The 15,320-nt window shown below is 57.2% G+C and carries 10 protein-coding genes and 1 tRNA gene; all 11 read right to left on the minus strand.

Features of this window, described 5'->3' with window-relative positions:
- Positions 1 to 74 precede the first annotated feature (74 nt).
- The 11 genes from VQ065_RS19515 to ihfA all read right to left on the minus strand — a co-directional run bounded on the left by VQ065_RS19515 (position 75) and on the right by ihfA (position 15,317).
- Positions 75 to 3,068 carry a type I restriction endonuclease subunit R gene (locus VQ065_RS19515; RefSeq protein ID WP_003090627.1) on the minus strand — a complete coding sequence of 998 codons (2,994 nt, stop codon included), beginning with the start codon at positions 3,066 to 3,068 and terminating at the stop codon, positions 75 to 77.
- Positions 3,069 to 3,072: 4 nt separating this feature from the next.
- Positions 3,073 to 4,224 (minus strand): restriction endonuclease subunit S, encoded by a 1,152-nt coding sequence (locus VQ065_RS19520; RefSeq protein ID WP_014603864.1) that lies wholly within the window; start codon positions 4,222 to 4,224, stop codon positions 3,073 to 3,075.
- The gene (locus VQ065_RS19525) at positions 4,221 to 5,897 is read right to left on the minus strand and encodes a UvrD-helicase domain-containing protein (RefSeq protein ID WP_003090631.1); all 1,677 of its coding nucleotides are present in this window, start codon (positions 5,895 to 5,897) and stop codon (positions 4,221 to 4,223) included. The genes VQ065_RS19520 and VQ065_RS19525 overlap by 4 nt, the downstream gene beginning before the upstream one ends.
- A complete protein-coding gene (locus VQ065_RS19530) occupies positions 5,894 to 7,798 on the minus strand; it encodes an ATP-dependent nuclease (protein ID WP_014603865.1) in 1,905 nt (634 codons plus the stop codon). Before VQ065_RS19530 ends, VQ065_RS19525 begins: the two co-directional genes overlap by 4 nt.
- Complete coding sequence (locus VQ065_RS19535; protein ID WP_014603866.1) at positions 7,795 to 9,318, minus strand: type I restriction-modification system subunit M; 1,524 nt, start codon at positions 9,316 to 9,318, stop codon at positions 7,795 to 7,797. The genes VQ065_RS19530 and VQ065_RS19535 overlap by 4 nt, the downstream gene beginning before the upstream one ends.
- The gene (locus VQ065_RS19540; protein WP_014603867.1) at positions 9,315 to 10,811 is read right to left on the minus strand and encodes a type I restriction-modification system subunit M; all 1,497 of its coding nucleotides are present in this window, start codon (positions 10,809 to 10,811) and stop codon (positions 9,315 to 9,317) included. The genes VQ065_RS19535 and VQ065_RS19540 overlap by 4 nt, the downstream gene beginning before the upstream one ends.
- A gap of 70 nt (positions 10,812 to 10,881) precedes the next feature.
- Positions 10,882 to 12,261 (minus strand): DNA-processing protein DprA, encoded by a 1,380-nt coding sequence (locus VQ065_RS19545; protein ID WP_014603868.1) that lies wholly within the window; start codon positions 12,259 to 12,261, stop codon positions 10,882 to 10,884.
- Positions 12,258 to 14,336, minus strand: a complete 2,079-nt coding sequence (locus VQ065_RS19550; protein WP_023098559.1) for a RecQ family ATP-dependent DNA helicase — start codon at positions 14,334 to 14,336, stop codon at positions 12,258 to 12,260. Before VQ065_RS19550 ends, VQ065_RS19545 begins: the two co-directional genes overlap by 4 nt.
- A gap of 175 nt (positions 14,337 to 14,511) precedes the next feature.
- Positions 14,512 to 14,588 (minus strand) — tRNA-Pro (locus VQ065_RS19555).
- A gap of 89 nt (positions 14,589 to 14,677) precedes the next feature.
- Positions 14,678 to 15,034 (minus strand): MerR family transcriptional regulator, encoded by a 357-nt coding sequence (locus VQ065_RS19560; protein WP_003090655.1) that lies wholly within the window; start codon positions 15,032 to 15,034, stop codon positions 14,678 to 14,680.
- Entirely contained in the window at positions 15,015 to 15,317 is a 303-nt protein-coding gene (gene ihfA / locus VQ065_RS19565; RefSeq protein ID WP_003090661.1) for an integration host factor subunit alpha, read from the minus strand. Before ihfA ends, VQ065_RS19560 begins: the two co-directional genes overlap by 20 nt.
- Between the last annotated feature and the right edge of the window lie 3 nt (positions 15,318 to 15,320).

Raw genomic sequence — 15,320 nt, forward strand, 5'->3', positions numbered from 1 at the left:
TTCCGTGGATAGCCACTTCACCTGCAACTGCTCAGCATAGTGCGGGTGTCGATGATGGCACTATCCATGCCCCCTCAGTAATACTGCCGAATGTAGCTATAGGCTTTCTCGAACAGTTCATCGTCCGCATGCAGCTTGTATTTGAAGAGGGCCTTGCGCAATGCCTTCTTCACCTCACGCTCGCCAGCTTGAGTGCCCTGCCAACCGGGAAAGCGCACCAAGCGCACAATCTCATCGATGTCCGCAACCACTCGCTCGACCAGGATCGGCGTTTCGGCTGTTTTTACTTCGTTGAACAGTTCGGTCAGAGCAGCCTTGCCACGATCCTCGTCCTCTTCGGGTGGAATTTCTTTTTCGGCCTGCAGGGTTTCCTTGGCAATCTCCAGCAGTTGCTTTAGGAATTCGACACTGTTGATTTGCCCGGACTCAAAGCGGTCCTTCAGCGCATCCAGTCGCTCGGAAAGCTGCTTGAATTTCGGACTTCCACCGTGCCCGCGCAGACGGCGCTTGAGCTTGACCTCGATTTCCTTGGCCTTCTTTGGGTCAGGGTTCGAGAGTACTGCTTCCAGCAGGTCGGCATCGAGCACCAGCGTGTCGAGGTCATCGCGCACCGCATCGACATGCACGTTCTGATGTATCAGCTCGATGGTTTTTGCTCCGAGCGAATGCCATATCAGTTTGCCGTGACCGCTCGAAGGCTGCACCGACTGGTATACCTGCGACAGCCATTTGTAGTCCTTCTCGAAGGTACCCAGCACCGTGTCGGGTGATAGCGCCTCCCAGATCTTGTTCAGTACGCTGTACTCGGCAGCAAAGTTGTCGCGTACCTCGTTGTTAGGCAAGCACTGTTGCGCGGCAATCAGCCCCTCATAGCCCTCCAGGGTACGGTCGCAGCCGGCAAAGAAGGCCAGGCACTTCTGCATGGCTTCGGGCAGCTTGTCCTTCAGTTCCTGAATATTGCTGACCACCTGCTTGACGCTCTGGTCGTCGAACTCCAATGCTGCCGCCACGTCATCGAAGATCCCTAGATAATCCACGATCAAGCCGTGGGTCTTCTGCTCCGAGTAGGTACGATTCACCCGGCAGATAGCCTGCAACAGTGTGTGGTCGCGCAGCGGCTTGTCCAGGTACATCGCCTGCAAAATGGGGGCATCGAACCCCGTCAGCAGCTTTGCCGTCACGATGATCAGCTTCAGCGGGTCGGCTGGGTCGCGGAAGCGGTCAAGCAAGCGCTCCTCTTCGTCGCGCGAACGGTCGTAGGCCGCGTACTCCGGATGCTCTTTCTTATCGGCTGCCTGCACCGACATCACGATATCCGTGGCCTCGGGCGGCAGCAGCTTGTCCAGCTCGGCCTTGAACAGCAAGCAGGACTCCCGGTCGAAGGTGACGATCTGGCCCTTGAAACCGTTGGGCTCTACCTTGCTCTGGTAATGCGCAACGATGTCCTCGCACACCTTGCGGATACGCTCGGGCGTCTTAACCAGCACGGCCATCTTGGCAGCGGTCTTGGCCAAGTTATCCTTATCCAGGTCCGACAGCCCGCCGGTAAGGTCCTTGTAGGCAGTATCCAGCGCGACCTTGTCGATGTGCAGATCGATCAAACGTGGTTCGAAATGCAGCTTCAGCGTGGCGCCGTCGCGGATCGATTCCTCGAAACCATAGCGACTCATGTAGCCCTTCTCATCCTCCTCCGCCCCGAAGGCATAGAAGGTATTGCGGTCGGCTCGGTTGATGGGCGTGCCGGTCAGGCCGAAAAGAAACGCATTGGGCAGCGCCTCGCGCATCTTGCGCCCCAAGTCACCTTCCTGGGTTCGGTGGGCTTCGTCCACCAGCGCGATGATGTTGCTGCGCTCGTTCAGCGCACCTGTGGCCTCACCGAATTTGAAGATGGTGGTTATGATGATCTTGCGCACATCCTGCGCCAGTAGCTGCTGCAGCTTCTCGCGGCTATCAGCTTTTTCCAGATTGGGAATGTCCGCGCCGTTGAAGGTGCCGGTGATCTGGCTGTCGAGATCGATCCGATCCACCACGATCAGCACCGTGGGATTCTTCAGGTCGGAATGCATGCGCAGCTTCTGCGCAGCGAACACCATCAGCAGCGACTTACCTGAACCTTGGAAGTGCCAGATCAGTCCCTTCCGGGGATAGCCTGCCAGCACGCGCTCGACGATCTTATTGGCCGCCTCGAACTGCTGATAGCGGCAAATGATCTTGATGCGGCGCTTTTTCTTGTCGGTGGCAAACAGGGTAAAGCTACCGAGGATGTCCAGCACCACATGCGGACGTAGCATGCTCTCGGCAGAGAGCTTGAGTGATTTCAGCGGATGGTGTTGGCCATCTTCACCGTCACCATCTAGATGCCACGGGCCCCAGTCTTTTACTGGCAAGCCGATGGAGCCGTAGCGAAACGCCTTTCCTTCGGTAGCCACCGAGAACACATTGCAGACGAACAACTCCGGCACGAATTTCTCGTAGTCGTCGTGAACCTGTATTGCGCCATCCACCCAACTGATGCACTTCTTGACCGGCGTCTTGGCCTCGATCAGCACTAGCGGCAGTCCGTTGACCAGCAGCACCAGATCGGCGCGGCGCTCAGTAGGGCCGGCGCGGTATATGTATTGCTGGGTGACGATGTACTGGTTCTGTGACAGATCATCCAGGTCGATCAGCCGCACCGGCACATGCTCGTTGTTGTGGCCGAAGGGCATGGAGCGCTCGCCGCGCATCCAGGCGGTCATTTCCTCGTTAGCGCGGATCAAACCATCCGAGCGTACCGACAGCACGATAGCGCGCAGTTTGTAGAGCACTTCGTCGGCGCGGTCGGGCTGGGCGGCGATCTCGGGGTTCAGATGGATCAGCGCATCGCGCAACCAGGGCTCGACAAGTACTTCCTGAATCTGGCGCGGCACCTCAGCCGGGGCGGCGTAGCGCCAGCCGATGCCTTTTGGGCTGAGGCCGTAGCTGGCGTGCGGCTCCTGGACGGCGTTTGCCGGTACCACCTTGACCTGGCCAGCGAGCAGATCGCGGACGTAGGCTTCGACAGTGTTGGACTCGTTGAAAACAGCCATCGTGCTACTCCATTGACAACGCTGTTAGATGGGCAGCACGGCGCATCTCATGGACCATATCAAGCCGCAATGCCAACTGACTTTCTGTCGCCTCAATTTCCTTGAGCTGGCCCACCAGTTCCTGCTGCACTTCGAGTGGAGGAACAGGGATCGGGTAATTTTTCAGCAAGCCGCAACTCAGCGCACGCTGGTTCGTACCCTGCGACCAATGACGAAGGGCCTCATAGTTTGACTCCAACAGATAAAATAGATACCAAGGGTCCAGCGAGCCTCCAGGAATGACTGCGCCGAAGTTTTGGTTAATGCAGGAGTCAATCGCTAGCATTGCTGCACGCCCGCGCGTTTGTCCTTCACCAATCATGGCAACTAGTGTTGCGCCCGCGGGGATCATTGCTAGAGAGCATTCCGATAACGCTTTCTCAGTAATGAACTCATCGGCAGCTTGAATCACCCGCTCGTTAACCTTCCCTGTCGGAAGCCAAGGAATGGTCCCTTTCCAGTAAGCATCAGTCGCTCGACGCGGTGTTGAACCGTTTTTTATCTCTGCCACGGAGCCCATTCTGACTATTGGATAATCGCTTCTTGAAAACGCCTCCAGCGCCATCGACTTCCTTAATTTCGTCGCAGCCGTAAGCGCATGCAGAACTGCCTCTGACTGATCCTCTACGGCCGAAAGGAAGTGGACTGCCCGTTGCTGCTCTTCTAGGGGTGGCAACACGAACTCTTGAACCGCCATCGTTTTCCAATTGATCGTGGGCGACAGTGAACCCACCGAGATTTCCACCGCCCGGCTCATAAAGAGATCGCTCTGCATGAAGAACGGCAGGAACGCTGGAAGCACAACGTCAGGCTTGGCACGCAGCACCATCGCATGGGCCGAGCAAATTCCGTCGAACTCGGCAACGCCTAGCTTGCGCTGGTAAGCCCGGCGGCGGCCGAAGATGATATCGCCCTTCTTGAACATCAGCTTGGTAGCTTCCACGTCATCCGGTGTGCCCCAGCGGCGGATCTTGAGTGAGTCCGCGTCCAGATGTTCCAAGCCCACGTAGTGCTCCATACCCGACTCGGATGGATTGTCGATGCGGACGTTGACATTGGTTGCGAGTTGGTCAAAACGCCAGACTTTCCAACCAGGTTTCAAGTTGTCGTTTTTCATTGCTGTTGGCTCAAAAACGGTATGGCGTAGCCAAAATATTCAGTTTGGGCAGAACGATGCGTATCCCAACGTTTCGTATAGCCAGCAGGGCGCTCCCTCTGATCTGCATGGGTAAGAACTAGTCGCCTCTTGGCGCGTGAAACCCCGACAAAATATGCGCAGCGGTTTTCAGCCTGATTGCCAAAGAAGATTTCGTTTTCGACGGCCATGATGATGACCGAATCGAACTCAAGACCTTTGCTCTTGTGGATGGTCAGAATTCGTACCGCTTGGTCGTCTGAAAAACGCTCCAGGGCTTTAGGCAAGTCTGGCTCCAGCTTGAGCAACTCTTCGATGCGCGTCCTGGTGTTTCGGACGACCTCTTTGAGCCGTTCATGGGACTCATAGTCCGGCGACAGCGCCACGAGGGTTTCGAGACTGATTTGCTTCAAGAAGACTCGAACAAACTCCCACCAGCCAGAAGAAGGCTCCGCGACCAGGTCAGCAATAGCCGCTTCTTTCCGTTGTTGCTTGATTAGTCGATCAAGATCCTTGCGAGCATTCGACTGAATGTCCTCATCCGCGAAAGGAACCAGTTGATTCATTAGCCGAATCCAGGCTTTTGGCTCGCGTTGGCCGTAGAGGCAAGATAAATAGTCCACGATCAAGCGGGCGGCGGGCTCGACCGTGATGTCCTGCATCTGCTGCTCATTGCGGAAAGGAATGCCGCGCGCCTCCAGTGCCACCATGAGATGGTCAGCGTAAAGATCGAGCTGTTTGGAAATGAGAATCGCGATTTCCGCGGGCGGTAGCTGTTCGGTCTTTATCCAGCCATCAATCAAGTCCGCTAGATACTCAGCTTCCTTACGGCTGTCTTCGAAGCGCCAAGCGAATACCTCGCCCTCATCGCCGACAAGCTGCTCATCGGGCATGACTGACGCAGGGTCGAGCACCCGGATGATTTCGTTCTGCAGGCGCAGCAGGCGCGGCTTCGAACGAAAGTTGCGGTACATGTTCAGCGGTGTCGCTGCAAAATCGGCTGAAAAGGTTTGGAAGATACCGTCCAGAGCACCCGCCCAGCCCATGATCTTTTGTTTGGTATCGCCCACGGCGGTAAGGCGAATGCTGGTGTCTTGAAAGGCGAGTTTCAGAAGCTCGTACTGCAGATTGGTGCAGTCCTGGAACTCATCCAGAAAGACATCGCTGTAGGTCTGGCGGATGGCATTACGTGCCATTTCTGATTTCTGAAGAATCTGGATGGCCAGCGGAACCAGGTCGGCAAACTCGATCAGACTCCGCGAGGGTCCTGGTTTTCGATCAGCAATTTTGTACCCAGCATCCAACGCGTACTCACCCGTTAGCACGGGCCGGAAGCGGTCGATAATGCGCTTGGCAAAAGCGTGAAAGGTGTAGCTGTCAAACCGCGAGGCCAGCTCAGAGCCACAGCGGCGCTTTACCCGCTCTTTCAGGTTGCTACTGGCGTCCACCTTGAACGAGATAGCCAGAATTCGTTTGGGATAGCGGCAGGCTCCTGTGCGTAGAAGGAAATCTGCACGCTGCGCAAGCATTTCAGTTTTGCCTGCACCTGGGCCTGCTGTAAGAGCAAGGCTGTGCATCTGTTCCTTGGCTGCACGAAGGGCGTTAGGCTCAAGCGTTAGTCCATCAGCGGGCTTCCATGCATCGACGGTTATCACTCGGGCAACTCCGCGAGTTTGGCGATCACGGCATCGGCCAAGCGTCCGAGAGATTCGGGCATGTTCGCGAGCAGGCCCTCATCACTGAGCTTGGCGAGCGCATCAATATGCGCTGCCGGTTTGCTGCCAAGCTTGAAGCTGCGGTGATATGTGCCGAACAACTTCTGTTCGTCCTCGCTGTATTGACTTGCATCGTGGTGACTTTTCCCAAGGACAGCCTTGATCGTTGACTCATCGGGCTTTTCTCTCACTACGCCGTAGGCGTCCGGGTAGGCGAGTAGCATTGCGAAATCGAGGTCCATGGGGTACGAGAAGTACACATCTCTATCCTCAAGCGCCTCAAGATAGTTGTCGAAGTCCCGAACCATATTCTCGGTCGAGTCCCACTTTGGGATGCCATAATCCTTGGGAAGCTGCTGATCTAGCCGATATTTACCCAATTGATCATTCACGTATTTGATTCGACCCCAGCCGGCCTGATGGCGCGCGACATCCAGATCAAGCAGCGTCAGGTAAGGAATTTTCAGGGCAGACAGTAATCGCCAGAAGTGATTAACGTGACGCCCGCCCAGCGGCGCTATCGAGACTGCCGACTCGTCAACAGGAGCACCTTTGGCCTGAAGGAGTCGAGGAAGCACGATTTCTTCGCTATCGCCCTCCCCCAGAACCACAAGGCGGGAGAAATAGACTTCCGGAAAGGCTTGCACAGCCTCACGCACAAACTTGTGTGCTTCGTCCGCGGTATCGGGCAACTGGATATGGGTAACGCGCGATGTTCGCCCCTCGGTCAGACGCAGATACCGGATCCGTTCGGGAGCAACGCGCCGCAGCATCGACGGCGCGTGAGTAGCAATCAGCGCTTGCGCGTCGCCATTACCTGTCATCAAGTTCAGAGAATTAACGATTCTCCCGAGGTAATGGGGCGAAAGGCTGTTCTCCGGTTCTTCGACTGCCACCAAGGTAAAAACTGGTGGCCGCAACTTGTCGACATCGAATGATTTGTCCTCTTCAGCCAGTACGGCGCGACCAATGGCCTGTGACGAGAGCACGAGGGACAGGTAGAGCATGGATTTCTGGCCATCACTCAGACGTGAGAAGTCAACCAACTGCTCATCGTGCCCGGGCGAAAAGGAAACCGACATATGCCTCAACAAGGCTTCGACCTCAGAGGCCACGAAGGTGATTTTCGGGTCGGTAAAGAAACTGCCTTTGTGCAAAGTATCCCAAGCCGCTTTCAAGCTTGTGCTGAATGCATCTACCGATGGGTTGGCCGCCAGACTGTCGCTGATTTGGTCAGTGAGACCCTTGATAACATCACGCTCTGCATCCCAGTTCACCGCACGCAGCATGCGCCCGAGCAACGCATTGGCGCCGTAGGCAATGTGATCAGCTGGGTCACGGCGGGCTGGCAGGTAGTGGACATGGATATGGTTGCGCTCAGAACGGGGCACTTGCGCTGTGTTGAGCGGCGAACCATCCGCATTGATGTCCAAGACATAAACCAAGGTCTCTTCTATGTCACCATCCGGGCCCATGGTGGCACTGAGGCGAAAACGAACACGCGGAATTCCATCCGCCTCATCAAGCCGCATGTGGCCAAAGTGAGGAGCAACGGTGCTGTTGTCTTCATCTTCCGCCAGCTCCGGGAAGAGGAAATCGGCCTCTATCCAGAGCTGGCGCTCTTCCGGCACGATCTCCTCATCGAAGGGGACGTGAAAGTCTGATCGCAGGATGCGGCGCAAGGATGGATCGAAAGCAAACAGGCGGCAAAGCGCTTGGAGCGCAGCTGTCTTACCTGAGCCGTTGGGGCCAATCAGGTATGTAATATCATCCAGCCCGAGCTCAGTAGGCTGTACTCCAAAAGACTGGAAATTCGATAGACGAATCGTTTGAAGCTTCATACAGCGTCCTCTGCCTTTGAAATGCTATCCAACGTTTCCACAAGTGCATCCATCTGTTGCCAGAAGGCACGGCCGTCGTTTTGCCACTGCTCCCAGGACGTGCGCAGCGATATTGCCTCACCGTTGCTGTCGCTGGCACTGGCTGCGGCAACACGCTTCACGTAGAGGGGGATCGACAGATTGCCGGCATTCGCACCGATCTCGGCCAGGGTGGCGACCTTGGCGAAGCCGGGCACATCTGCAAACGTCTGGTATGCACTCAGGATGCGCTGCTGATGCTCGGTTTTCAGGAAACTCTGCGCCCTCTCACGGGTGACCTCGTTCACCGCGTCAATAAAGATCACCTTGCCGTGGCGGTCGGACGTCTTCTGGCGGTTGCAGATGACGATGCACGACTCCATCGGAGAGTTGTAAAACAGGTTCGGCCCCAAGCCGATGACAGCCTCGACCCAGTCTTGCTCGACCATTTGGGCACGCATCGCCTGCTCCTCGTTGCGGAACAGTACGCCGTGCGGCCAGAGCACGGCACATCGGCCCTTGGCCGAGAGGCTGGTCAGAATGTGTTGCTGAAAGGCGTAGTCGGCACGCCCCTGCGGTGGCGTCCCCAGCGAGTTGCGCCCCCACTTGTCGCTGCTCCATGCCTCGCGATTCCACTGTTTGATGGAGTACGGCGGGTTAGCGAGGATCACATCGAACTGTCGCAGACGGTCGTCCTCGATGTGTTTGGGGTCGGCCAAGGTGTCGCCCCGAACAATTTCGAAGTCCTCAACACCGTGCAAGAACAGGTTCATACGAGCGATGGATGAGGTGATTAGGTTGCGCTCCTGCCCATAGAGCTTGAGCGTGCGGTACTCACCGCCGGAGCGCTTCACTTCGTCCAGCGCCGAGATCAGCATGCCACCGGTGCCGCAGGTAGGGTCGTAGATCGACTCGCCCACCTGTGGCGCCAGGAGTTGCGTCATCAAGTGAACGACGGTGCGGTTGGTATAGAACTCGGCAGCCGTATGGCCAGAATCGTCCGCGAACTTCTTGATCAGGTATTCGTAGGCATTACCCAGCTCGTCCTCGGGGACGTTGGCCACCGATAAGGTCTTGGTCGAGAAGTGCTCGATGAGGTTTTTCAACGTTTCATCGGGCAGGCGATCGCGGTTGGTCCAGGGTGCGTCACCGAAGATGCCGTCGAGCATGTCGGGGTTTGCCGACTCGATGGCGCGCATGGCCCTCTGGATGGCGGCACCGACGTTCCTTGGCGTTTGCCGCACATCATTCCAGTGGGCCGCTTCCGGGATCTGAAAGCGGTGATTCTCGGCAAACTGTGCGTAGGAAAGATCGCCGTTGGAATCGACCAACGCGGCTTGGTATTCCTCGTCCCAGACATCTGAGACTCGTTTGTAGAACAGCAACGGGAAGATGAACTGCTTGTAGTCACCCGCGTCGATGAGGCCCCGCAACAAGACAGCAGCGCCCCAGAGGTAGCTTTCTAATTCTTGTTGGGTAATGCGTTTGCTTGGATGAATCATTGCAGCCATCCCCCTGCCGTCATGACTTGTGCCAGCCGCTCCTCAGCCTCGCGACAGCGGTTAAGTGCATCTTTGAAAGTCGCAATGGCCTCAGGTAGCGGAGGAATGTCTTCCTGTAGTGGGGGCAGCACATAGCGGGAAATATTCAGCGTCCAATCTTCGGCCTTGATCTCGTCGAGGCTGACCACACGAACCGCGTCCTGGACATCAGTAAAACCCCGATACCAGCCGAGAATCTCTGCGGCGTGCTTGGGCTCCAGGAAGTTCTGTGCACGCCCGCGGCGGAAAAGGCGCGATGCGTCGGCAATCAGCACCTTTTTTTCAAACTGAGCCGGCTTACAATTGCGTAGGACTAGGATGCAGGCAGCAAGCCCGGTGCCATAGAACAGATTGGGGGCAAGCCCGATCACCGCCTCGACCAGGTCCATCTCCAGCAGTTTCTGACGAATGCTACCTTCCACACCTTTGCGGAACAGGGCTCCCTGCGGCAACACCACAGCCATTCGGCCAGTAACAGCGGCCATCGACTTGACCATGTGCTGCACCCAGGCGAAATCACCGCTGGATGACGGTGGCAGACCAGCGAAGTTGCGACCAAAAGGATCGTTTAGCCACAGGTCCTCGCCCCACTTTTCCAACGAAAATGGCGGATTGGCGATCACGCAATCGAAAGTGGCTAACCGATCTCCATCGAAGAAGGCGGGGTTACGCAGCGTGTCACCACGCTCAATCTTGAAGTCTTCGATGCCGTGCAAGAACAGGTTCATCCGAGCGATGGATGAGGTTGTAAGGTTCTTCTCCTGCCCGTAGAGCTTGCCCCATAACCGTTTCACGTCTCCGTGCAGCTCTTTAACGTGCTGCACTGCAGCCAACAGCATGCCGCCAGTCCCGCAAGCCGGGTCGTAAATCGACTCGCCTTCTTTGGGGTCGAGCATATCGATCATCAGCCGCACGACACTGCGCGGGGTATAGAACTCGCCGGCCTTCTTATTAGTGGCGTCGGCGAATTTCTTGATCAAATACTCGTAGGCATCGCCTAGTAGATCAGAGCTGACGTTCTTATTGCCCAGCGGAAGCTTGGAAAAGTGTTCAATCAAATCCTTGAGCAATGGATCTGACAACCGATCCTTGTTCGACCACTGTGCATCGCCAAACACACCGTAAAGGGTATCGGGGTTGGCTCTCTCGATCTCTCGCATGGCCCATTGCAAAGCGGCCCCTACGTTGATCGACTTCTCACGCACTTGCTCCCAGTGGCAGTAGTCCGGAATCTGAAATCGATGCGACTCCGGGAACCAAGCCAATTGCTCGTCGCCGCTCTCATCAACAATCTCCTGAAACTCCTCGTCCCAGACATCGCAGATTCGCTTGAAGAACAGCAATGGGAAGATGTAAGTCTTGAAATCAGCTGCATCCACCGGGCCGCGCAGAATGTTGGCGGACTCCCAGAGGTGGCTCTCAAGTTGGCTGAGGGTGATTTGTTGATCGCTCAAACGCGGTGCCCTTCTGTATCGATGCCGTCGCACGGCGGCGTGTGTTCTTGTTGGCTGTTCATCTACCTCACTAGAGCAGTCGTTTCTGCTTCAGGATGTAGCCCGCGGGCTTCTTCTGTTTCTCGATCAGCCCTTCATCGACCAGCCTCTGCAACCATACCTTGGCCTGCGTGTTGGAGACGTCCAGAGCGGTAGCCACTTCGGCATCTTTCATCGGTGCGTTCAAGAGCTGCTGAATCGCTACACGCACTGCTGCGAAGAGCACGTCGGCCGGGATCGATTCCGGCTGCGGTGACTCCTTGGTCTCGCCCGCTGGCGCCAATGCTTCCGAAGTGGCTATTGGCAGTTCATCGGATGTCGCTGCGGAAGGCTGCGCATTAGAAACAGCTGGCTCGCTCTCGGTCGTAGGTAACGAAGCGGCATCTGGCGGTATAGGTGCCGTGGTGACGGCAGCCGGTGATCCGTCAAGCAGCGATAAGCCAACCTGTGGAGAATCGGTGACCGTCGGCATCTGCACGTTGAACACTTCAGCGAACGTATCAACGTCTTGCGGATTCGGCCAAGGCAGCGCGCCTTTCTTTCGCAGAGCGTCCAAGCCGGCAGACGATTCGCCCGTCGAACGGACAAAGACGGGGACGAATTTGAGTTTGTCGAGCTGCTCGATGGCCCCCGCCCAAGTGCCGCCCTTGTTGAGGTCGGAACTCACCACCAGCGAGGCATCCGCCAAGGCATAAATCAGCTTGTTGCGCTGCATGGCATTGCCGACGTTGAACCCGGCGCTTGGATCGTAGGGGGAGATCAGCACCAGTTGGCCATCAAGCAGCAGGTTGCGGTGCTCGCGGTTCATGGTGGTCTTTTCGAGGCTGTCTGCCAGTACGCCGCAGACCTTGCCACCCGCTTCAAGTGCACCACGCATGGCGGCTTGATCGATACCTTTGGCGCCGCCTGACACAAGCGCTCTATTAGCACGGGCAGCCAGTCGTCCAACCGACATGGTGTAGTCAATCAACTCATCGTCCACATGGCGAGACCCGACGACGGCAAGCCCACCGGTTTCCAGCAAGCCCATGTCACCACAGCCATAGAGGACAGCTGGTGCATCTTCTCGCAGGCGAGCCTTCAGCCGACGCGGATACTCGGCATCGGCACGGCTGACCACCCAAATGGCACGAGCTTGCCAGCGCTCGATCACTTGGCTCAACAGAAATCCGCGCCCCAACAATCGCTGCAGACGGCTCTCATCGATCACAGGCTGACACGCACGCAGGATTTCAGCCGCGCCCGACGAGAGAAGATCGGCCGGCTGATGCTGGATCTCACGCAAGTGACGGGCGAGTCGTTTGTACTCACCGGGCGAGAGCAGATCTGGTGATGCAGTGCCTCGTCCGGCAATGAGCGGCGCCGTCAACAGCAGGATCGCCTGGGTGTTGGGTGAAAGGACTGGCGTCATTCGTCGTGCCCCGTCTGCGAGAGGGCCATCGGCCAAACCGCGCCACTGCCGCTCTTGCGTAGCAGCCACGCAGACACCGTTAGCGTCCAGCGTGAATCAACCATGTCATCTACCAGGAGGACGGGCCCGGGCGGGATGGGCTGGCCGTTAAGTGCGAGCGAGCCATCAATGTTGCGCGCCTGTTGTGTACTGTTTGCCATCGTTTTCTGTTCGGGCCTTGCGTCTGTTTTCGAGATGACCATATGAAACGGCAGACCCAGCGCGGCAGCCAAGCGTTGTGCGAAATTCGGTACCAAATCGGGATGCCGAAGCGAAGGTACGCTGGTCAACCAGGTCGGCGCTGGTTGCGGATCCCACTCTTTGATCATCTTCACGCAGGCAGCAACAAGGTCATCTGAAAAATGACCGTCGTGGTATTTGCCCTGTCGAACCAAGCCGCCCCAGCCAGCGTCTCCCCAGACACATAGCGCTTTGCCGGACTCGGCCTGATGCTCGGGCGCGATGAATCCCTTGATGCTGTACTGGGGCATCCCGCCATCGGGCCATTTCTTGCGTGGCTCAATGGGCAAGCTGGTGCGACGAAGAAATGCGACGGCCGCTTTGACCAGCTCAGCATCCACGCTTATTGGCAGTGGCGGTAAGGCTGGTTCAGTGACAGCACTTGGATCGCCGTCGAGTGCTCCAATCAGAAAGCCCATGTGCTCACCAAACGGCAGACTGACGTAGTCCTGCATCTGCTGGTGTTCGTCTCGCCGAAGTGCAGTGAGACGTTCCGCGCGACTCCAAAACGCTTCGCTCAGCATTGCCGCCGTGAGCTGCCACTTACTGCCTTGCTTGGCGATAGGGGCCGGCGCTTCGAGTGAGAGCAGCGCAATCGTCTTCTCGACGCGCCCTTTGCTCAGATTGACTCGGCTCAGCAGCTCAGGGACGGACAAGCCGTTGGGCTCTTCTTCGAGCGCTCCCAGGACATCGGCCACTTCCTTTCGGGTTGGGAAGGCGCTGCGGATGAACCAGTCCGTGATGTCGAACTCCTCCTCGCCGCTTAGCAGTACGCCGTAGGCGGAGTCCAACGCACGCCCCGCGCGGCCAACCTGTTGGTAGTAGGCGACCACCGAGCCTGGCATCTGATAGTGAATGACAAACGCCAGGTCGGGCTTGTCATAGCCCATGCCCAATGCCGTAGTGGCAACCAGCGCTTTGACCTGGTTATTGAGCAGCGCCTGTTCCAGCTGCTCGCGGCGATCACCAGTTTCCCCGGTGTAGGCTTCCACATTGAAGCCTTGGGTCTTCAGCCATTCCGCGACCTGATTGGCGTCACGCACGGTCAGCGTATAAATGATGCCGTGACCTTGCAGTGTAGAGAGTTGCTCTGCCAGCCAAGCAAGACGTTCAGCCTGGCTGGGCATGCGGATGGTCTGTAAGGAAAGCGAAGTCCGATTCAAGTCTCCACGCGAGACATCAAGCTTCGGACCGAGTACGGCAGCAAGGTCCTCCATCACGCGGTTGTTCGCTGTCGCCGTGGTAGCGAGGAGTCGCAGGTTGGGCGGCAGCGTTTTGACGATGCGCTCCAACAGACGATAGTGCGGGCGGAAGTCATGCCCCCAATCGGAAATGCAATGCGCTTCGTCGATAACCAGCAGGGAGATCTGTGCGGCGATGCCAGCCAAAACCTGGGTGCGGAAGCGCTCGTTTGCCAGACGCTCGGGCGAGATCAACAAAATGTCGACCTCCCCCTTAGCTAGTTTACCCTCGACTGCCGTCCATTCGTCCATGTTGTCTGAGTTGATCGTGGCAGCACGAACGCCCATCCGATCTGCTGCGGCGATCTGGTTTCGCATCAACGCCAGCAGCGGAGAAATCAGTAGTGCAGGACCGGAGCCCTCTTCACGCAGCAACTTGGTCGCGATGAAATAGACGAAGCTCTTTCCCCACCCAGTCTTCTGCACCACCAGCAAGCGGCCTTTGCCTTCAACGATGTGGCGAATGGCATCTTCTTGGCCGTCACGGAAATTGGCATCGGCACTTCCGGAGCCAATTTGGAGTAATTCCAACGCGCGTCTTGGATCGTAAGCCACTTTACTGCCCTCCCTTGCCATTTTCGGCCAAAGCGACAACTGCTTGCTGCTATGTAGACTTCCACTAACGGTGACCCAACGGTGACCAAAATACCGGAAATCAGCCCAAGACAGAAAAACGACAAGCATAAAAAAATCCAGCCACCGCTAAGTGGCTGGATTTTCTAGGGTTTTTTGGTCGGGACGGAGTGATTCGAACACTCGACCCCTTGCACCCCATGCAAGTGCGCTACCAGGCTGCGCTACGCCCCGACTGTACTTCCAAGCTCAGTGGCTGTGCTTCCGAAGTGAGCCGCACTATATACTAAGCTTCTGATAAGTGGAAGTTTTTTTTGCTTCCGTCACTTCTTCAGGACCAGCAGGACTTCCTCCAGCTCGGCGATCATCTGGCGGATGAGCTGCTTGTACTGGGTGACGTCGTCCTTGGCCTCGTCGCCGGAGAGGCGCTGGCGCGCCCCGCCGATGGTGAAGCCCTGGTCGTAGAGGAGCGCGCGGATCTGGCGGATCATCAGCACGTCCTGGCGCTGATAATAGCGGCGGTTTCCGCGGCGCTTCACCGGGTTGAGCTGCGGGAACTCCTGCTCCCAGTAGCGCAGCACGTGGGGCTTGACCGCGCACAAGTCGCTGACTTCGCCGATGGTGAAGTAGCGCTTGCCGGGAATCGGTGGCAGCTCGTCGTTATGACTTGGTTCCAGCATATGCCTCAACCCTGGCCTTCAGTTTCTGCCCTGGACGAAAGGTGACAACGCGGCGGGCCGTAATCGGAATTTCTTCGCCGGTCTTCGGGTTGCGTCCGGGGCGCTGGCGCTTGTCGCGCAGGTCGAAGTTGCCGAAACCGGACAACTTGACCTGCTCGTTATGCTCCAGCGCCTGGCGGATCTCTTCGAAGAACAGCTCCACCAACTCCTTGGCTTCCCGTTTGTTCAGGCCCAGCTCTTCGTACAGACGTTCCGCAATTTCAGCTTTCGTCAGAGCCCCCATACG

This window comes from Pseudomonas sp. KBN10P06128, assembly GCF_037574945.1.
In the GTDB taxonomy this organism is placed as follows: Bacteria; Pseudomonadota; Gammaproteobacteria; order Pseudomonadales; family Pseudomonadaceae; genus Pseudomonas; species Pseudomonas aeruginosa.